We start from the raw sequence: 20,375 nt of genomic DNA, 5'->3' as shown, positions 1-20,375 counted from the left end.
AGTGATAATGCAGGTCTTACACGTATGTTCTGAAATGTTCCCCCTGCTGAAAACGGGCGGACTCGCAGACGTGGTTGGCGCACTGCCGGCGGCGCAAATCGCCGAAGGCGCCGATGTTCGGGTGCTATTGCCCGCTTTCCCTGACGTACGCAACGGCATTCCGGACACCGTGCTGGTGGCGGAAATCGACTCGTTCGCCGGCCGGGTGGGCCTGCGTTACGGCACCTACCATGGCGTGGGCATCTATCTCATCGATGCGCCCTGGCTGTATGACCGGCCGGGCAGCCCGTACCACGACCAATCCATGTACGCCTACCCCGACAACCATCGCCGCTTTGCGCTGCTGGGCTGGATGGCCTGCGAGCTGGCCAAGGGGCTGGATCGCTACTGGCGCCCGCAGCTGGTGCACGCCCACGACTGGCACGCCGGCCTGAGCTGCGCCTATCTGGCCGCCAACGGCCACCCGGCGCGCTCGGTGTTCACGGTGCACAACCTGGCCTATCAGGGGCTGTTCTCCGCCCATCATGTGACCGAGCTGTGGCTGCCGGCGTCGTTTTATGACGTTTATGGCCTGGAGTTCTACGGCCAGATGTCGTTCCTCAAGGCCGGGCTGTTTTATGCCGACCACGTGACCGCCGTCAGCCCGACCTATGCGCGCGAGATCACCCGGCCGGAGTTCGGCTATGGCATGGAGGGGCTGCTGCAGGAACGGCAGCGGCAGGGCAGACTGAGCGGTATCCTCAACGGGGTGGACGACAAGATTTGGGATCCGGCCCACGACCCGCGGCTGAGTACCCGCTACGACGCCGACGATCTGAAAAGCAAGGTCAAAAACAAGCTGCATCTGCAAAAGGCCATGGGGCTGAAGGTGGACGAATCGCTGCCGGTGTTCGCGGTAGTGAGCCGCTTGACCAGCCAAAAAGGTCTGGACCTGGTGCTGCAGGCATTGCCTGAGCTGCTGGCGCAGGGCGGGCAGCTGGCGCTGCTGGGCGCCGGCGACGCGGTGCTGCAACAGGCGTTTCTGGCCGCCGCCGCCGACTATCCCGAGCAGGTTGGGGTGCAGATCGGCTATCACGAGTCCTTCTCCCACCGCATCATCGGCGGCGCCGACGTGATTCTGGTGCCGAGCCGCTTCGAGCCCTGCGGCCTGACGCAGCTCTACGGCCTGAAATACGGCACGCTGCCGCTGGTGCGCCGCACCGGCGGGCTGGCGGACACGGTGGTGGACTGCGCGCTGGAAAATCTGGCCGACGGCACCGCCAGCGGCTTCGTGTTCGACGATTGCGATGCCGTCGCGCTGGGCAACGCCATCCGCCGCGCCATGGTGCTGTGGAGCCGGCCGAAACACTGGCGCCACGTTCAGCGTCACGCCATGAGCGTGGACTTCGGCTGGCCGGTGGCGGCGAAAGAGTATCTGTCGCTTTATCAACGTTTGTAGCCTGCGTTTCGCGTCTTGGGTTGACGCGCGGCGGGCAGCCGTTTGGGTTGATTGTCGGGGCGCGGCGTACCGCGTCCATGTTCAGCGGGGCCAGCTATTCCGCGGCGAATGGCTGGGCTCCCTAAAAGGGATCAAAAAGCCATGACTTCACCGTTTAGTTACACCTCACCTACGGTCAGTGTGGAAGCGCTGAAACACTCCATCGCCTATAAGCTGATGTTTATCGTCGGCAAGGATCCGGCCATCGCCAACCGGCACGACTGGCTGAACGCCGTGCTGTTCGCGGTGCGCGATCGCATGGTTGAACGCTGGCTGCGCTCCAACCGCGCCCAGCTGTCGCAGGACGTGCGGCAGGTGTATTACCTGTCGATGGAGTTCCTGATCGGCCGCACCCTGTCGAACGCGCTGCTGTCGATGGGCATCTATCAGGACATCGACAACGCACTGAACGAAATGGGGTTGAGCCTGGGTGAACTGCTGGAAGAAGAGAACGACCCTGGCCTCGGCAACGGCGGTCTGGGGCGCCTGGCGGCCTGCTTCCTCGATTCGCTGGCGACGCTGGCGCTGCCGGGGCGCGGCTACGGCATTCGCTACGAGTACGGCATGTTCAAGCAAAATATCGTCAACGGCCAGCAGATGGAGTCGCCGGACTATTGGCTGGAGTACGGCAATCCGTGGGAGTTTCCGCGCCACAACACCCGCTACAAGGTGCGCTTTGGCGGCCGCGTGCAGCAGGAGGGGGCCAAGGCCCGCTGGCTGGAGACCGAAGAGATCGTGGCCATCGCCTACGATCAGGTGATCCCCGGTTTCGACACCGACGCCACCAACACCCTGCGGCTGTGGAGCGCGCAGGCCAGTAACGAGATCAACCTCGGCAAGTTCAACCAGGGCGATTATTTCGCCGCGGTGGAGGATAAAAACCACTCGGAGAACGTGTCGCGCGTGCTGTATCCGGACGACTCGACCTCCTCCGGGCGCGAGCTGCGGCTGCGGCAGGAGTATTTCCTGGTGTCGGCCACGGTGCAGGACATCCTCAACCGCCATTGGCTGATGCACAAAACCTTCGACAACCTGGCGGACAAGATCGCCATTCACCTCAACGACACTCACCCGGTGCTGTCGATTCCCGAACTGATGCACCGGCTGATCGACGAGCACAAATTCAAGTGGCTCGACGCCTGGGAAGTGGTGGAGCAGGTGTTTTCCTACACCAACCACACGCTGATGAGCGAGGCGCTGGAAACCTGGCCGTTGGACATGATAGGGCGCATCTTGCCGCGCCATCTGCAGCTGATTTTCGAAATCAACGATCACTTCCTCAAGATGGTGCAGGAAGTGGCGCCGGGCGACAACGACCTGCTGGCGCGGGTCTCGATCATCGATGAAACCAACGGCCGCCGGGTGCGCATGGCGTGGCTGGCAGTGGTGGCCAGCCACAAGGTCAACGGCGTTTCTGCCCTGCATTCCGAGCTGATGGTGCAGTCGCTGTTCGCCGACTTCGCCCGGCTGTTCCCCAATCGCTTCTGCAACAAAACCAACGGGGTGACGCCGCGCCGTTGGCTGGCGCTGGCCAACCCGCCGCTGGCGGCGGTGCTGGACGACTGCATCGGGCAAACCTGGCGCACCGATCTCAGCCAGCTGAGCGAGATCAAAGCCAACGTCGATTACCCGAGTTTCCTGCAGGCGGTGCAGCGCGCCAAGCGGCAGAACAAGGAGCGACTGGCGCTGTACATCGCCAAAACGCTCAACGTGGTGGTTAACCCGGATGCGCTGTTCGACGTGCAGATCAAGCGCATCCACGAGTACAAACGGCAGCTGCTCAACGTGTTGCACGTCATCACGCTGTATAACCGCCTGCTGGACGATCCGGAGATCGAGCGTGTGCCGCGGGTGGTGATCTTCGCCGGCAAGGCGGCCTCGGCCTACTATGCCGCCAAGCAGATCATCCGCTTGATCAACGACGTGGCCAAAGTGATCAACAACGATCCGCGCGTGCATACCCAACTGAAGGTGGTGTTCATTCCGAACTACGGCGTCAGCCTGGCGCAGATCATTATCCCGGCGGCGGATCTGTCGGAACAGATCTCGCTGGCGGGCACCGAAGCCTCAGGCACCAGCAACATGAAGTTTGCGCTGAACGGCGCGCTGACCATCGGTACGCTGGACGGCGCCAACGTCGAGATGCGCGAGCACGTGGGGGAGGAGAACATCTTTATCTTCGGCAATACCGCCGAACAGGTGGAGGAACTGCGCCGCAACGGTTACAACCCGCATCAATACTACGAGCAGGATCCCGAGCTGCATCAGGCGCTGACGCAGATCGCCACCGGCGTGTTCAGCCCGGACGAACCGAAGCGCTACAGCAACCTGTTCGACTCGTTGGTGAACCTGGGGGATCACTACCAGCTGCTGGCGGATTATCGCAGCTACGTGGATACGCAGGACAAGGTGGACGAGGTGTATCTCAATCAGGACGAGTGGACGCGGCGCGCGGTGCTGAATATCGCCAACATGGGCTATTTTTCCTCCGATCGCACCATTCAGGAATACGCGGACGAAATCTGGCACATTCAGCCGGTGAAGCTGTAAGACGGAAGAGAAAGCGCAAAGAAAAGGGCCGGATAACCGGCCCTTTTTTCGTTACGCTGCGGCTCAGGAAGCCAGAGACAGCGCTTTCGTTTTCGCGTGTTCCGCCAGCCAGGCTTTCACCCGCGCCTGTTGCGCGTCGTCCAGCCACATACCCAGCTTGGTGCGGCGCCAGATGGCGTCGTCCAGCTCTACGACCCACTCTTTGTCGGTCAGGTAGCGGAGTTCGGCTTCATACAGACCGTGGCCGAAGTCTTCGCCCAGATCGCCGAGGCCGTTGGCGCCGGCCAGGATCAGCTCGCTCTGGCTGCCGTAGGTGCGGGCATAGCGGCGCGCCAGGGCTTCCGGCAGCCAGCCGTGCGCACGGCGCAGTTTGGCTGCGTAGCCGTCGCGATCGCCGCCGATGTCACCGCCCGGCAGCGTGGCGTTTTTGGTCCACGCCGGGCCGCAGCCTGGGTAGTAGTGGGCCAGTTTTTCCATCGCGTGCTCGGCCAGCTTGCGGTAGGTGGTCAACTTGCCGCCGAAGACCGACAGCAGCGGCGCCTTGCCTTGCTCGTCGTGCACGTCCAGCGTGTAATCGCGGGTGATCGCCTGCGGCGAATCGGATTCGTCGTCGCACAGCGGACGCACGCCGGAGTATGTCCAGACGATGTCGTCGCGGCCCAGCTGCTTCTTGAAGTGATCGTTGTACACTTTCAGCAGATAAGCGATTTCGTTCTCGTCGATCTTCACGTCCTTCGGATCGCCTTTGTACTCCACGTCGGTGGTGCCGATGATGGAGAACTCGTCATTCCACGGGATCACGAACACGATGCGGTGGTCTTCGTTCTGCAGAATGTAAGACTGCGGCTGATCGTGCACGCGCGGCACCACGATGTGGCTGCCTTTGATCAGGCGGATGCCGTAAGGCGATTTCAGCTTCAGGCCGTCGTCGAAGAAGTTTTTCACCCACGGGCCGGTGGCGTTCACCAGGCCTTTGGCGCGCCAGGTGAAGGTTTTGCCGCTGTCGATATCGACCGCTTCCACCATCCACAGGCCATTTTCACGCCATGCGCGGGTCACTTTGGTGCGGGTGCGCACTTCGCCACCGCGTTTTTCCACTTCCTGCGCGTTCAGCACCACCAGGCGAGCATCGTCGACCCAGCAGTCGGAATATTCGAAACCGCGCTTCAGTTCAGGCTTCAGCACCGACTCTGGTCCAAAGCGCAAGCCCTTGCTGCCCGGCAGGCTGGTGCGTTTGCCCAGGTGATCGTACAGGAACAGGCCGATACGGATCATCCAGGCCGGACGCAGGTGCGGCTGGTGCGGCAGGCGGAAACGCATCGGGAACGCGATGTGCGGCGCCAGCTTCAGCAGCACTTCACGCTCGGCCAGCGCTTCGCTCACCAGACGGAATTCGTAGTGTTCCAGGTAGCGCAGGCCACCGTGGATCAGTTTGGAACTGGCGGAAGACGTAGCACAGGCCAAGTCTTGCGCTTCCAGTAGCAGTACCGACAGCCCGCGCCCGGCAGCATCCGCCGCGATGCCGGCACCGTTGATGCCGCCACCGATAACGATCAAGTCTTTGGTTTCCACGTCATCTTCCTCCAGATGTTCGAAATAGCTCTTTCATGTTCGTTTTCGCTCATGATTGTAATCAAAAACCAACAAGCAAGCCAAGACTTAACCAAACAAAAACATTTAGGCGTGATAGAGGTAACAGTTTGGTGATGATAGTCACATAAATGATGTGGATATGGCGCAAGCGCGCAAACGGCTGTCGATGAAGAGGGGCGGGGGGGGGAGGAAACGGGGCGGCGGCGCGCCCCGCAGGTTAACAGCGGATCAGCACAGCTCCAGCTGCACGTCGTACTGCTCGATGATTTTCATCACGCTCGGCGGCGGCAACTGGTCGGTAAACAGGTAGTCGATCAGATTCATGTTACCCAGGTTGACCATGGCGTTGCGGCCGAATTTGGAGTGGTCGGTGACCAGCATCACGCAGCGGGAATTTTCGATAATCGCGCGTTTGGTGCGCACTTCGTGATAGTCGAATTCGAGCAGCGAGCCGTCCATATCGATGCCGCTGATGCCGAGAATGCCGTAATCGAGGCGGAATTGGGAGATGAAGTCCAGGGTGGCTTCGCCCATGATGCCGCCGTCGCGGGTGCGCACTTCGCCGCCGGCCAGGATCAGGCGGAAGTCTTCCTTGGCGGTCAGCAGGGTGGCGACGTTGAGGTTGTTGGTGACCACGCGCAGGTTCTTGTGGTTCATCAGCGCATGGGCCACCGCTTCCGGCGTGGTGCCGATATCGATGAACAGCGTGGCGCCGTCCGGGATCTGGCTGGCGACGCGCTGCGCGATGCGGGCTTTCTCTTCCGACCACATCACCTTGCGATCGTTATAGGCAGCGTTGACCGAGCTGGAAGGCAGCGCCGCGCCGCCGTGGTGACGCTGGATCTTGTTCTGGTCGGCCAGGTCATTCAAATCGCGGCGAATCGTTTGCGGGCTGACGTCAAAATGTTCCACCAGCTCTTCCGTGCTGACGTAACCTTGCAGGCGCACCAGCTCGATAATTGCGTCATGACGCTGTGTTTGCTTCACGATAATCCCCTAAAACGCCCGCTGTGCCCGCTGGGCACAGCTCCCGGCTGTTATTGTTCGTTGTGTGCGCGATGACGCGTATCCCAAAATGCCATCAATAACCCTAACACTAAACCGGCTACGTGTGCCGCGTTGGCGATCGACATTCCTAAAATATCGAAATATCCGGCCACCAGCCACAGCACCGAGAACACCATCAGCCCGCGCGGCAGCATCAGGCCGCGCTCCGGCGCCCGTTCGCCCGTCAGCCACACATAGCCCATCAGCGCATAGACCACGCCCGACAGCCCGCCGAACAGCGCGCCGCTGAACAGCGATTGCGCCCAGCCGCTGAAGAAGGCCGACACCACCGCCAGCACGAACAGCTTGCCGGCGCCGAGGCGTTTTTCCATCTGGCCGCCGAGATACCACCACCACATCAGGTTAAACAGGATATGCAGCAGGGAGAAATGCAGGAACGCATGGCTGACCCAGCGCCACAGCTGCGTGTATTGGCTGCTGTCCTGCGGCCAGGAGAGCCAGTACATCACGGTGTTGTCGCCCAGCACCTGCATCAGGATGTAGACCGCGATGCACAGCACCATCACGCCGAGCGTCAGCGGCCCGGCCTTGCTGCGCAGGGTGTGCAGGTAGGATTCGCTCTGATAGTGCAGGCCGGCGTCGGTATGGCCGGTCTGCCAGCTGGCGGCCTGATAACGGCGGTTGAGCGGATCGACCAGAAACTGCTGCAGCTCGTGTTGCACCTGTTCGAGGTGGCCGTCGTCGGCCAGCCAGATTTCCGCCGCCTCGCCGCTGTTGCGCAGCTCAAGCCTGATGCCCTGGGTCGCCATATAGTCGACAAAGGCCAGCGCCAGGCGCGGGTTGGATATGGCGATTACTCTAACCATTGCTCTTCCGTCGTAAGTGAATGATTTTGGCCGCGGCTTGCTCGCCGGCGACCCTGACGGCCGATTATAACGTCGAAATCCTGAGCGCTGGCAAACGGATCTGCGAAAAACCCGCGAAAACGCGCACAAAAATGAAGGGGAAGCCCGCCGACGCACGGCGGGCGGCGGGAATCAGGCAGAGGTTTCCACGTCCTGCGGATACTGGCGGGCCCAGGCCTCGAAGCCGCCGTCGATGCTGTAGACCGCGTCGAACCCCTGGTGCAGCAGGTACTGCGCCGCGCTGCGGCTGCTGTTACCGTGGTAGCACATCACCATCACCGGCCGCTCGAAGTCGTTTTGCTGCATAAAGGCCGACAGGGTGGCGTTGGTGAGGTGAAAGGCGCCCGGCGTATGCCCGGCTTCAAAACTTTGCGGATCGCGGATGTCGACCAGGGCGGCGCTGCCCTCTTTCCAGCGGGTGTACGCCTGCTCAACGTTGATCGCTTCGAACTGTTCCATACTGCTGACTGCCTCGTAATTGGGGGACGCCGCTATTGTAACCAACTCTGCGGCGTTTAAGACCAGAGTAAGGTTGTGGTTTTGTCACACCAGCAGCACTTCAACGCCTTGCTGACGCAGTTGCTCAACGATTGCCGGATCGGCGGCCCGGCCGGTGATCACCATGGCAATTTGCTCGGTGCGGCTGAACAGCATGCCGGCGCGTTGGCCGACTTTGCTGCTGTCGACCAGCACCACCAGTTTACCGACATAGTTGAGCATCTTCTGTTCTGCCATCGCGGTCAGCATATCGGTTTTATACAAACCGTCAGCGGTGAGGCCGATACCGCTGGTGAACATCCAGTGCCCGGCGTACAGGGTTGCGTCGCCTTCCTGAGGCGCCAGAGTAATCGACTGGGTTTTGTTGTACTGGCCTCCCATGATCACCACGCTGTCGTGTTCCTGATCGATCAGGTAATTGGCCAGCGGTAGATAATTGGTGATCACCTGAACCGGCTTGCCGCAAATTTCACGGCCCAACAGAAATGCGGTGGAGCCGCAGTTGATCACCACGCTTTCACCCGGCTGACAGAGCTGTGCCGCCGCTGCCGCGATGCGCATTTTTTCATCGAGGTGCTGGGTTTGGTGGATATTGAGCGGCGTCCAGGCCGGGCGCGGAGTTTGCGTGGCTTCGGCGCCGTTGCGTACTTTGCGCAATTTGCCGATTTCATTCAGCTTGTTGATGTCCCGGCGCGCGGTGGCCGGAGAGATGTCAAACGCCGCGATGACGTCCGCCACGGAGATTTGCCCCTTGCGCTGCAAGAGATCGAGAATAGCGTTGTGGCGTTGGGACTCTGTCATGCGGGCTCCGTGGAGAGAAAAAACGTCGTTGCCTTCGATTATATGCGCGCCGTTTGACGATTTGAATCATTGCCGTTCAAAAGCGCGCATCCGTATGCAACACCGATTGATTACAAGAAAGACTTGAAGGGCAGGTCGGGTTCCTGGATGAAACAATCATCGAACCCGCGCGGGTAGTGATATTCCAGATTGTCTTTGTCCTGCGGCCAGATGAACTTGCCGCCAACCTGCCAGATAAACGGTTTGAAACCGTACTTGAGCCGGTCCTTTTTCATATCCCACAACACGCGGATCTCCTGCGGATCTGCCTGGAAATTAGACCAAATATCGTGGTGGAAGGGGATAACGACCTTGGCGTTCAGCGATTCCGCCATGCGCAAGATGTCTGCGCTGGTCATCTTGTCAGTAATGCCGCGCGGGTTCTCGCCGTAGGAACCGAGGGCGACATCGATCTGATGATCGTTGCCGTGCTTGGCGTAATAGTTGGAGTAGTGGGAATCGCCGCTGTGATAAAGGTTGCCGCCCGGCGTTTTGAACAGGTAGTTGACCGCCCGCAGGTCCATGCCGTCCGGCAGAACGCCCGCCGCTTTTTGTTCCACCGGCAATGTGATGAGTGCCGTGCGATCGAAAGCATCCAGCGCATGAATTTCGATGTCTTTGATTTTTATCACGTCGCCAGGTTTGACGGTGATGCAGCGCTCCGGCGGCACGCCCCAGCCGATCCAGATATCTACGCAGCTTTGCGGCCCGATAAACGGGACGGTGGGGGCGCAGTTCTGCAACACTGCCGCCGCGACGTTCACATCGATATGATCGTTGTGATCGTGCGTGGCCAACACGGCGTCGAGCTGGGTAATGGCGAACGGATCGAGCACGAATGGGGTCGTGCGCAGGTTCGGTTGCAGTTTACGCACCCCGGCCATGCGCTGCATTTGGTGGCCGGTTTTCATCAGCGGGTTGCCGTGACTCTGCTTGCCGGTGCCGCACCAGAAATCGACGCACAGGTTGGCGCCTTCTTCGGACTTGAGCCAGATGCCGGTGCAGCCCAGCCACCACATGGCGAAAGTACCGGGCGCGACGTTCTCCTGCTCTATCTCTTCGTTCAGCCAGGTGCCCCATTCGGGAAAGGTGTTCAATATCCAGGACTCGCGGGTGATGTCGTTGACTTTACTCATGGGTCTTTCCTCGTTGGTGGTGATAATAAAATCACAAATAATCATTTAAAGATTTTATGTGATTTGTTTTGATCGAATCTAGCACCGTTTTTTTCAACTGACAACGATCGAAATACACGTAAACGCCGCAGAATTTACGCGCTGCGCCGGCGTTTTCTCTCCTTTTCGTTTGATTAACTGCTATTAAATTCAATAGGTAATAAAGTGTGAGTCGTCTAATTCATTGAATGTTAGTGGAATTGATTTTTAACTTGCGAGGTTGTTCACAAATAATCATTTATGATCTTTTTGTGATTTATTGTGATTGGTATGGTGAAGGCGTTACCTGCATGCCAACCTTTTCGGGAGAGCCGTATGGAAACTCTTTACACCATCTTCACCGTCTTTTTTAACCAGGTGATGACCAATGCACCGCTGCTGTTGGGGTTGGTTACGCTGTTGGGTTACACGTTGCTGCGCAAAAGCGCGGCGGTCATTATCAAAGGCACGATCAAAACCATTATCGGTTTCATGTTGCTGCAAGCCGGCTCCGGCATCCTGACCGGCACGTTCAAACCCGTTGTGGCGAAGTTGTCCGAGGTATACGGCATCAACGGGGCGATTTCAGATACCTATGCCTCGATGATGGCCACCATCGAACGTATGGGGGACGCCTATAGTTGGGTCGGCTACGCGGTCTTGTTGGCATTGGCGCTGAACATACTCTACGTGTTGTTGAGGCGCATCACCGGCATCCGCACCATCATGCTCACCGGCCATATTATGTTTCAGCAGGTTGGGTTGATCGCGGTATTTTTCTACATTCTGGGTTACGGCATGTGGACGACGGTATTGTGCAGTGCGCTCTTGGCTTCACTGTACTGGGGCATCACCTCCAACATGATGTTCAAACCGACGCAGGCGGTAACGGAAAACAGCGGTTTCTCCATTGGGCACCAACAGCAGTTCGCTTCGTGGCTGGCATACAAGGCCGCACCGTATCTCGGTAAAAAAGAGGACAGCGTGGAAGATCTGAAGCTGCCTGGGTGGCTGAACATTTTCCATGACAACATCGTGTCCACCGCCATCGTGATGACGCTGTTTTTCGGCATCATTCTGTGCTCGTTCGGCTTGGACACTCTGCAGGCGATGGCCGGTAAAACTCACTGGAGCATCTATATCCTGCAAACCGGGCTGATGTTCGCGGTGGCGATTTTCATCATCGTGCAGGGTGTGCGCATGTTCGTCGCCGAATTGACCGAGGCCTTTAACGGCATTTCCCAACGTCTGATCCCGGGCGCGGTACTGGCCATCGATTGTGCCGCCATTTATAGCTTCGCGCCCAACGCCGTGGTGTGGGGTTTTATGTGGGGCACCATCGGCCAACTGATCGCCGTCGGCATACTGTTAGCGCTTGGCTCTTCCATCATGATTATTCCCGGTTTCATTCCCATGTTCTTTTCTAACGCCACCATCGGCGTATTCGCTAACCACTTTGGTGGCTGGCGCGCGGCGATGAAGATCTGTCTGGTGATGGGAATGATAGAGATCTTCGGCTGCGTGTGGGCCATCAAACTGACTGGGCTAAGTGCCTGGATGGGCATGGCGGACTGGTCGATTCTGGCGCCGCCGCTGATGCAAGGGCTGAGTCTGGGCCTGTGGTTTATGGGCGTGGTGATCGTTATCGCCCTGCTGTACATGTTCTTCGCCGGACGCACCCTGCGTGCGGAAGAAGATGCTGAAAAACAATCGGTTGAATCGGCGTCACGTTAATAGGAGTGCAGATTATGACGGTACGAATCCTGGCGGTATGCGGTTGCGGACAAGGCAGTTCCATGATCATGAAAATGAAAGTCGACCAATTTTTAACGCAGCAAGGCGTGGATCATTCGGTCAACAGCTGTGCGGTGGGGGAATACAAATCCGAGTTGAATGGGGCTGACATCATCATTGCTTCCACCCATGTCGCGGATGAAATCGTCGTCAGCGGCAACAAATACGTGGTCGGGGTGCGCAATATGCTCTCGGCGGCGGACTTCGGCCCGAAGCTGATGGACGTCATCGGCGCGCATTTTCCGCAAGATTTGAAGCAGTGAGGAGCGAGTCATGAAGCTGAGCGATTCGTTGGCGCAGAATAACGCTATCCAACTGCAGGCGGAGGCTGCCGACTGGCGCCAGGCGGTGCGACTGGGGGTCGATCTGCTGGTGGCCGCCGGCGTGGTGGAACCCCGCTATTTTGACGCCATTTTGGCCGGCGTCGAACGGCACGGCCCTTACTTCGTGCTGGCGCCGGGCCTGGCGATGCCGCACGGCCGGCCGGAGGAAGGGGTGCTGAAAACCGGCTTCGCCTTGGTCACCCTGAAGACGCCGGTGTGTTTCGGCGATGAGGACAACGATCCGATAGACATCTTGATCACCATGGCGGCGGTGGACGCCAAAACGCATCAGGAGGTGGGGATCATGCAAGTGGTGAACCTGTTTGAAGATGAGGCGAATTTCGATCGCTTGCGGGCCTGTCGCCACGCGAGCGAGGTATTGGCGTTGATCGACAAAACGTCTACGGCGGCGAATTGAAGGGGACAAACAATGAACACGCATTTACCGATGTTGCAGGTGGCGCTGGATAATCTGTCCATGGCTGCGGCTTATGACACGACTCGCCTGATCGCGGCCGAAGTCGACATCATCGAAGTCGGCACTATTTTGTGCGTGGCAGAAGGCGTGCGAGCCATACGCGATTTAAAAGCGCTGTATCCGGATCGCATCGTGTTGGCGGACGCAAAAATCGCCGATGCGGGTCAGATTTTGGCGCGAATGTGCTTCGAGGCGCATGCCGATTGGATCACGGTGATCTGCTGCGCTGACATCAATACGGCCAAGGGCGCGCTGCAGGTGGCACATGAGTTCGGTGGTGACGTGCAGATAGAACTGACGGGGTTCTGGACCTGGGAACAGGCGCAGGCGTGGCGTGAAGCGGGAATTGGTCAGGTGGTGTATCACCGCAGCCGTGACGCGCAGGCGGCGGGGGTATCCTGGAGCGATGACGATATCCGCGCGGTTCGTCGCCTGAGCGAGATGGGTTTTAAGGTGACGGTCACCGGCGGACTGGCGCTGGAGGATTTGCCTCTGTTCCAAGGTATTCCCATCCATGCCTTTATCGCCGGGCGCAGCATTCGTGATGCCGCCGATCCGGTCGCGGCGGCGCGGGAATTTAAACGTGTCATCGCCCAGCGGTGGGGCTGAGGAGCGGTTATGTTGCACAAATCCGTGCCGTTGGGCATCTATGAGAAAGCGTTGCCGCCGGGCGAGGACTGGCTGACGCGCCTGCAACTGGCGGGTGAGTTGGGATTCGATTTCGTTGAAATGTCGATCGATGAAAGCGACGGCCGCCTGGCGCGGCTGGACTGGAGCGTTGAACAGCGGCTCGCGTTGGTTAGCGCCGTTGCGGCGAGCGGTGTGCGCGTGCCTTCTTTATGCCTCAGCGCCCACCGGCGTTTTCCGTTGGGCAGTGAAGACGACACGACGCGCGAGCGGGGACTGGAGATCGTGCGAAAAGCTATTCGGCTGGCGCAGGATACCGGCATCCGGGTGATCCAACTGGCCGGGTATGACGTTTATTACCAGCAGTCTACTGCGCAGACCCGCGCCCGGTTCCGCGCCGGATTGGTGCAGGCGGTAGAGATGGCCAGCTGTGCACAGGTCATGCTGGCGATGGAAATCATGGACTATCCGCTGATGAACTCGATCAGCAAGGCGCTGGGCTATGCCCACTACCTGAATAACCCGTGGTTTCAGCTGTACCCGGATATCGGCAACTTGTCTGCCTGGGACAACGATGTGCCGATGGAGCTCATGGCCGGGCGCGGACATATTGTGGCGGTACACGTTAAGGATACGCGGCCGGGGGAGTTTAAGAATGTACCGTTCGGCGAGGGCGTAGTGGATTTCGTACGCTGTTTCGAAACGTTGCTTGCGAGCGGCTATCGTGGTCCCTATCTGCTCGAGATGTGGAGCGAGAAAGCGAACGATCCGCTGCGGGCGGTGCGGGAGGCGCGTGCCTGGGTGGTTGAACGCATGGTCGAGGCCGGGTTGGAAATAAGGAGGTAGCATGCTGGAGCAACTGAAAAGTCAGGTGTACCGAGCCAACATGGCCTTGCCTGAGCACGGGCTGGTGACCTATACCTGGGGCAATGTCAGCGGCATCGATCGGGCCAGTGGGCTGGTGGTGATCAAACCCAGCGGCGTACCTTATGAAACGATGCGGGCTGAGGATATGGTGGTGGTGAATGTGCGAGGTGAGGTTGTTGAGGGGCAACTGCGGCCTTCGTCCGATACGCCGACGCATTTGGCGCTGTACCGGGCATTCCCTCAACTCGGCGGTGTGGTGCATACGCACTCCACCCATGCCACCGCCTGGGCGCAGGCAGGGGAAGCGATACCGGTGCTCGGCACCACCCACGCCGACTATTTTTCCGGCGATATTCCTTGTACCCGCGGGCTGACGGCAGAAGAGGTGGCGCGGGAATATGAGCTGAACACCGGTCGGGTGATTATCGAAACCCTGAAAGGGCGTGAACCATTGCACATTCCCGGTATCCTGGCGTATCAGCATGGCCCGTTCAGTTGGGGAAGGACGCCGGATGAGGCGGTGCATAACGCCGTGGTGTTGGAAGAGGTGGCGAAAATGGCGTGGATCAGCCGGGATATTAACCCCGGCCTACGGCGGATCGATGACTATCTGCTGGAAAAGCATTTCAGCCGCAAACATGGCGCCGGTGCCTATTACGGCCAGCGCTGACTCTCAGGCGCCGTACCCCATCATCTTCAACAGCTGCTGCGCCTGCTGCACCGCCTCCTGGCGATGGGCCACGCCGAGCTTCTGGTACAGGTTGCGGATGTGCGTCTTGATGGTGGTGGCCGCCACGTCCAGCTCGCCGGCGATCTGGTCGTTGCTGTAGCCGGAATAGATCAGCCCCAGCACTTGCCATTCGCGCTGGGTGAGCGGGCTGGTGCGGATCAGCTCCGGCACCTGCGGGTGGGTCAGCAGCTTATCGACGAAGTTCTCGTCAAAATGCGCGAACTTGTGCCGATGATGCTGGTTGATGTCGCGCAGGATGCGCTGGGCGCGATGCTGTTCCAGCTCCGGCAGCGTGTTGAGCTGGATCAGCTGGCGCAACTGCTGCGCCATCGCTTCGCCCTCGATGACGAAATGGCTGATAAAGCCGGTGCGGTTGGCCAGCGACAGCGCTTCGATCAACGCCTGCTGCGCTTCGCCCTTACGCTCTTGCAGCCAGTACAGCTGGTTGCTGAGCAGCAGGTTGCGGTTGAGATCGCTCACCAGCCGCAGCCGGCGGGCGTTCTCGTTCAGTTCATCCAGCACCACGCCGGCCTCGTCATACTGGCCGAGCAGAATCTGCACCCGCGCAATGTTGCGCCACTGGCCCTGCGTGAAGTGGTTATCCGCCATGCCGGGCTTTTCGGTGTGGCGTAGCCACTGGGCGGCGGCGGCGGTGTCGCCGGTCATCTGCCAGTGGATCACCCGCGACTTGTCGGTGTTGGTCAGCCAGTCGCGATGGTAGTGGGCGCCGTGCAGCAGGGTTTCGCAGCGCTGCAGGTGAGTATTGGCATTGTCCAGATCGCCGCGCGCCAGCGAGCATTTGGCCAGCATGGCGATGCACTGCAGCTGTTGCTGCGGCTGGTAGTTCGCCAGGATTTTCAGCCCGGTGCGCGCCGCGTCTTCCGCCTCGTCCAGCCGCGACCACGACCACAGGATCTGCGCGCGAATGCGCAGCAGGAACTCGTGCATCGGCAGCTGTTCCAGGTGCTGCTCGCGGATCAGTTCGAACGCCTTGTCCTGGGTTTCGTAAGCGGCCTGCAGGAAGCCTTGGGCGATAAGGATTTCGCTCTGCTGCAGCAGCGCCCAGAGCGCGTAATGGTTGGCCTGATGACGACGCGCCATCTGCTCGGTTTGCTGCATCATCGGCAGCGCGCGCGCCAGCTCGCCCTTGCAGTGGTGCACTTCGCCGGTCACCGAGGTGGCGACGATGCGGCTGTAATAGCTGGACAGCGGCAGGAATTTCAACGCTTCGGTCGCCAGCCGTTCGGCCTCTTCCGGTTTGCCGGCGTTGATCGCCACCTGGGCGCGCAGGGCGTCGAACTCGGCATGCAGCGTTTGGTCTATCTCGATTTTCTGTTCGCGCATGGTGCGCTCGGCGCGCTCCAGCAGGGTGTTGACCTCGCCGTAGCGGTGCTGGCTCTGCGCCAGCCAGGCCTGCAGCAGCGCCAGCTTGGGGTTCTGGATCAGGCGCTCATAGGGCAGCGCGTTGAGGCACTCTTCCAGCAAGGCCAGTTCGCTGTGGTGGAACAGCGACCAGGCGTGTTGCAGCAGGATATCGCGCAGCATGCTGACGTCGCTGGCCGCCAGCGCATGGTGAATGGCCTCTGCCGGATATCCCAGCGCCAGCCAGCCTTCGGCGGCGGCGCGGTGCAACCCCGGCAGCTCCAGCGCCAGTTCCCACTGGCAACGCTGGCGCAGGAAAGAGGCGAACAGCGGGTGGAAGTTGAACCATTCGCCGGTGTCGTCCATGCGGTGGATAAACAGCCCCTGGCGCTCCAGCTCCTCCAGCCGCTGCTGGCCGTTGTCTTCGCCGGTCAGCCGCACGATCAGCGCGTCGTTCATCGAGCGCAGCACCGAACAGCGCAGCAGGAAGGCGCGCGCATCGGCATCGACGTGATCCAGCACTTCGTCCACCAGGTAGTCGGACAGGTGACTGGCGTTCAACCCCGCCAGGCGCTTGGCCGACAGCTGGGCCGACGAGGCGGACTGACGGGCCGACAGCGCGATCAGCTGCAGCGCGGTGGCCCAGCCTTCGACTTCGTCGCACAGGCGGCTGCTGTCCTGCTGTTCCATCGGTGCCGCCAGGCGGCAGTCGAAGAACTGTTTGGCTTCCTGATGGGTAAACGCCAGCTGCTGCGTACCCATTTCCAGCAGCTGATCGCGCACCCGCAGATTGGCGATGCCGAGCGGCGGCAGGGTGCGCGAGAGCAGGATCAGCGTCAGGTTTTCCGGCTGATGGCGCAGGAAAAAGCGCATGGCTTCGTGGATGGCGTCGTTGGTGATCAGGTGGTAGTCGTCGATCACCAGGTACAGCGGCTGGTGCCAGTCGGCCAGCTCGATAAACAGCTGGGCGAACAGCGCCGACAGGCTGGCGTACTGATGCTTCTGGCTCAGCGCCTCGCTCTTGACGCAGCGGCCGCCGCTGGCCTGCTGCAGCGCGGCGATCAGGTAGCTGGCGAAGCGCTCCGGCTGGTTGTCGCTCTCATCCAGGGAATACCAGCCCAGATCGGCCTTGCCGGCCGCCCATTGGGCGATCAGCGTGGTTTTCCCGTATCCCGCCGGGCAATTGACCAGTGTCAGGCGATAGTTGCCCGCGCTGGCCAGTTTGGCCAGCAGGCGATCGCGGATCACGGTATTTTGCAGCCGTACCGGGCGGCTCAGTTTTGATGGGATCAGCATAGTATTCCAGGGTATAAATCGCGGTTCCCGCCGGGATTGGAGTGGCGCTAATTATTTTATGGTTCGTAATTAATAGCTCCCCCTAACTTCTGCCAACCCTAAACGTATTGCAACAAGCTTCCGCATCGGCTTGGAGTTAAGTTGCTATCGATCACACTTTTTTACGTTTGGCGCCGGCGCGCGGCGATGCGGTTGCAGATCGCATTTCCGGCCATGGACAAAACTTCAGCAGTGCGAATACTTGTGCTAACGTCATGGTTAACGTTCTCAGTGCTCGCCGCACGCGTTGGCGGGCTTTTTTGCATCGTTGCAAGGGAGTCAAAAAGTGCCTGAGATCACAATTCCAGCTACGCCCCAATCCTCCTCCCCAGCTAATCCCCAGGCGGGATGATGCCGTCAGGCTTTCTCACCGGCACGATAGCGGCAATTTGACCCACTTACTGGATAGAGAGTTTTCCTTATGTCACAGCCTACGCTCAAGAAGGATGCTTTTCTGGCGGCGCTTGCCCGCCAGTGGCAACGGTTCGGCCTCAGTTCCGCACAGCAGATGACGCAGCATCAATGGTGGGAAGCCGTCAGTGCGGCGCTGGCCGAGCAGTTGGCCGCGCAGCCGGCGCCGCGCAAAAGCGCCAAACCGCTGCGCCACGTGAACTACATCTCGATGGAGTTTCTGATCGGCCGGCTGACGGCGAACAACCTGATCAACCTGGGCTGGTACGACACCGTCGAGCAGGCGCTGGCGGAGCAGAACGTCAAGCTGGCGGATTTGCTGGAGCAGGAAACCGATCCGGCGCTGGGCAACGGCGGGCTGGGGCGCCTGGCGGCCTGTTTCCTCGACTCGATGGCGACGGTGGAGCAACCGGCCACCGGCTATGGGCTGAACTACCAGTACGGGCTGTTCCGCCAGTCGTTCCAGGGCGGGCAGCAGCAAGAGGCGCCGGATAACTGGCAGCGCGAGAGCTACCCGTGGTTCCGCCACAACGCCGCGCTGGCGGTGGACGTGGGCATCGGCGGCAAGCTGGAAAAGCAGGCCGACGGCCGCGAACTGTGGCGCCCGGCCTTCACCCTGCGCGGCGAAGCCTGGGATCTGCCGGTGCTGGGGTATCGCAACGGCGTGGCGCAGCCGCTGCGCCTGTGGCAGGCGACCCATCAGCATCCGTTCAACCTGAGCGATTTCAACGACGGCAAATTCCTGCAGGCGGAGAAGCAGGGCGTAGAAGCCGACAAGCTGACCAAGGTGCTCTACCCGAATGACAACCATCAGGCCGGCAAGCGCCTGCGCCTGATGCAGCAGTATTTCCAGTGTGCCTGCTCGGTGGCGGACATTTTGCGCAAGCACCATCAGGCCGGCCGCAAGATTGAAGAGCTGCCGAAGTACGAAGTGATCCAGCTGAACGACACCCACCCGACCATCGCCATTCCGGAAATGCTGCGTATTCTGCTGGACGAACACCAGCTGGAGTGGGAGGTGGCCTGGGCGATCACCAGCAACACCTTCGCCTATACCAACCACACCCTGATGCCGGAAGCGCTGGAGTGCTGGGATGAAAAACTGGTGCGCAGCCTGCTGCCGCGCCATTTCTCCATCATCAAACAGATCAACGCCAGGTTCAAAAAGCAGGTGGATAAGCACTGGCCGGGCGACGAGGCGGTGTGGGCCAAACTGGCGGTGCATCACAACAAGCAGGTGCGCATGGCCAACCTGTGCGTGGTCAGCGGCTTTGCGGTCAACGGCGTGGCTCAGCTGCACTCGGATCTGGTGGTGAAGGATCTGTTCCCGGAATATCACCAGCTGTGGCCGAACAAATTCCATAACGTCACCAACGGCATCACGCCGCGTCGCTGGCTGAAACAGTGCAACCCGGCGCTGTCGGGCCTGATCGACGAGACGCTGAAGGTGGAATGGGCGAACGATCTCGACGCGTTGCGCGGGCTGGAAAAATTCGCCGACGACGCGGCGTTCCGCCAGCGTTATCAGCAGATCAAACGCGACAACAAGGTGGCGCTAGCCCATTACGTGCACGGCGTGATGGGGTTGACGCTCGATCCGGACGCGATTTTCGACGTGCAGATCAAGCGTCTGCACGAGTACAAACGCCAGCACCTGAACCTGCTACACATCCTGTCGCTGTATCGCCAGCTGCGCGACAACCCGAATCTGGACATCGTGCCGCGCGTCTTCCTGTTCGGCGCCAAGGCGGCGCCGGGCTACTACCTGGCGAAAAACATCATTTACGCGATCAACCAGGCGGCCGAGAAGATCAATAACGATCCGTTGGTGAAAGATCGCCTGAAAGTGGCGTTCATTCCCGACTACCGCGTGTCGGTGGCCGAACTGATGATCCCGGCGGCGGATATCTCCGAGCAGATCTCCACCGCCGGTAAAGAGGCCTCCGGCACCGGCAACATGAAGCTGGCGCTGAACGGCGCGCTGACGGTCGGCACGCTGGACGGCGCCAACGTCGAAATCGCCGAGCAGGTGGGCGAAGACAATATCTTTATCTTCGGCAATACCGTGGAGCAGGTGAAGGCGATACTGGCGAAGGGCTACGATCCGCTCAGCTACCGCAAGAAAGACAAGCACCTGAAGGCGATTTTGGACGAGCTGGCGAGCGGCGCGTTCAGCCACGGCGACAAGCACGCGTTCGACATGATGCTGCACAGCCTGCTGGAAGGCGGCGATCCCTATCTGGTGCTGGCGGACTTCGCCTCGTACTGCCAGGCGCAGCGCCGGGTCGACGAACTGTACCGCGACCGGGACGAATGGACGCGGCGGACTATCCTTAACACTGCGCGCGTCGGCATGTTCAGCTCGGATCGCTCGATTCGCGATTACCAGCAGCGCATCTGGCAAGCCAAACGTTAAGGAGAGC

The 20,375-nt window shown here is 60.1% G+C and carries 16 protein-coding genes; 9 read left to right on the top strand and 7 right to left on the bottom strand.

Going from position 1 to position 20,375, the window contains the following annotated elements; all coding sequences use genetic code 11:
• Nucleotides 1–7 precede the first annotated feature (7 nt).
• Together glgA and glgP are read left to right on the top strand one after the other, a co-directional pair.
• Complete coding sequence (gene glgA, locus WCL58_RS18470; protein ID WP_049202834.1) at nt 8–1,438, top strand: glycogen synthase GlgA; 1,431 nt, start codon at nt 8–10, stop codon at nt 1,436–1,438.
• A gap of 141 nt (nt 1,439–1,579) precedes the next feature.
• Entirely contained in the window at nt 1,580–4,027 is a 2,448-nt protein-coding gene (glgP, locus tag WCL58_RS18465) for a glycogen phosphorylase (protein ID WP_055311829.1), read from the top strand.
• A gap of 63 nt (nt 4,028–4,090) precedes the next feature.
• On the opposite strand, the gene glpD is transcribed toward glgP, so the two are convergent.
• The 6 genes from glpD to ulaG all read right to left on the bottom strand — a co-directional run bounded on the left by glpD (nt 4,091) and on the right by ulaG (nt 10,007).
• A complete protein-coding gene (gene glpD, locus WCL58_RS18460; protein WP_049202828.1) occupies nt 4,091–5,599 on the bottom strand; it encodes a glycerol-3-phosphate dehydrogenase in 1,509 nt (502 codons plus the stop codon).
• Between the two features lie 249 nt (nt 5,600–5,848).
• Nucleotides 5,849–6,607, bottom strand: a complete 759-nt coding sequence (locus WCL58_RS18455; protein ID WP_004930797.1) for a DeoR/GlpR family transcriptional regulator — start codon at nt 6,605–6,607, stop codon at nt 5,849–5,851.
• A gap of 50 nt (nt 6,608–6,657) precedes the next feature.
• Nucleotides 6,658–7,494: a rhomboid family intramembrane serine protease GlpG gene (gene glpG / locus WCL58_RS18450; RefSeq protein WP_084827091.1), complete on the bottom strand. Its 837-nt coding sequence runs from the start codon at nt 7,492–7,494 to the stop codon at nt 6,658–6,660.
• Between the two features lie 171 nt (nt 7,495–7,665).
• Complete coding sequence (gene glpE, locus WCL58_RS18445) at nt 7,666–7,992, bottom strand: thiosulfate sulfurtransferase GlpE (protein ID WP_004930790.1); 327 nt, start codon at nt 7,990–7,992, stop codon at nt 7,666–7,668.
• 84 nt (nt 7,993–8,076) lie between these two features.
• Nucleotides 8,077–8,832: an HTH-type transcriptional regulator UlaR gene (ulaR, locus tag WCL58_RS18440; RefSeq protein ID WP_060424494.1), complete on the bottom strand. Its 756-nt coding sequence runs from the start codon at nt 8,830–8,832 to the stop codon at nt 8,077–8,079.
• A gap of 110 nt (nt 8,833–8,942) precedes the next feature.
• Nucleotides 8,943–10,007, bottom strand: a complete 1,065-nt coding sequence (gene ulaG, locus WCL58_RS18435) for an L-ascorbate 6-phosphate lactonase (RefSeq protein WP_060424495.1) — start codon at nt 10,005–10,007, stop codon at nt 8,943–8,945.
• 354 nt (nt 10,008–10,361) lie between these two features.
• Between ulaG and ulaA the strand changes: the two genes are divergently transcribed.
• From ulaA to WCL58_RS18405, 6 genes are read left to right on the top strand one after another with little or no spacing between them, the layout of a single operon-like run.
• Complete coding sequence (gene ulaA, locus WCL58_RS18430; protein ID WP_060424498.1) at nt 10,362–11,759, top strand: PTS ascorbate transporter subunit IIC; 1,398 nt, start codon at nt 10,362–10,364, stop codon at nt 11,757–11,759.
• 14 nt (nt 11,760–11,773) lie between these two features.
• On the top strand, nt 11,774–12,082 hold the full coding sequence (gene ulaB / locus WCL58_RS18425) for a PTS ascorbate transporter subunit IIB (RefSeq protein ID WP_047729673.1): 309 nt from the start codon (nt 11,774–11,776) through the stop codon (nt 12,080–12,082).
• Between the two features lie 10 nt (nt 12,083–12,092).
• Nucleotides 12,093–12,560 (top strand): PTS ascorbate transporter subunit IIA, encoded by a 468-nt coding sequence (gene ulaC, locus WCL58_RS18420; protein WP_060438254.1) that lies wholly within the window; start codon nt 12,093–12,095, stop codon nt 12,558–12,560.
• A 12-nt stretch (nt 12,561–12,572) separates the two neighbouring features.
• The gene (locus WCL58_RS18415; protein ID WP_180547899.1) at nt 12,573–13,229 is read left to right on the top strand and encodes a 3-keto-L-gulonate-6-phosphate decarboxylase UlaD; all 657 of its coding nucleotides are present in this window, start codon (nt 12,573–12,575) and stop codon (nt 13,227–13,229) included.
• 9 nt (nt 13,230–13,238) lie between these two features.
• Nucleotides 13,239–14,093 (top strand): L-ribulose-5-phosphate 3-epimerase, encoded by an 855-nt coding sequence (locus tag WCL58_RS18410; RefSeq protein ID WP_336851463.1) that lies wholly within the window; start codon nt 13,239–13,241, stop codon nt 14,091–14,093.
• Nucleotides 14,094–14,097: 4 nt separating this feature from the next.
• Nucleotides 14,098–14,784, top strand: coding sequence for an L-ribulose-5-phosphate 4-epimerase (locus WCL58_RS18405; RefSeq protein ID WP_141960761.1), 687 nt, complete (start codon nt 14,098–14,100; stop codon nt 14,782–14,784).
• Nucleotides 14,785–14,787: 3 nt separating this feature from the next.
• Here WCL58_RS18405 and malT read toward each other — a convergent pair whose 3' ends face one another.
• On the bottom strand, nt 14,788–17,502 hold the full coding sequence (malT, locus tag WCL58_RS18400; protein ID WP_060424501.1) for an HTH-type transcriptional regulator MalT: 2,715 nt from the start codon (nt 17,500–17,502) through the stop codon (nt 14,788–14,790).
• Between the two features lie 460 nt (nt 17,503–17,962).
• Here malT and malP point away from each other — a divergent pair, with 460 nt between their 5' ends.
• A complete protein-coding gene (gene malP, locus WCL58_RS18395) occupies nt 17,963–20,368 on the top strand; it encodes a maltodextrin phosphorylase (protein WP_084827094.1) in 2,406 nt (801 codons plus the stop codon).
• The last annotated feature ends 7 nt before the right edge of the window (nt 20,369–20,375 follow it).

It is taken from the genome of Serratia sp. TMDUHS_CL (assembly GCF_037137105.1).
Classification (GTDB): Bacteria; Pseudomonadota; Gammaproteobacteria; order Enterobacterales; family Enterobacteriaceae; genus Serratia; species Serratia nevei.
The sequence above is the reverse complement of the archived record's forward strand: the minus strand, read 5'-3'. Positions and strand labels throughout refer to the sequence as shown.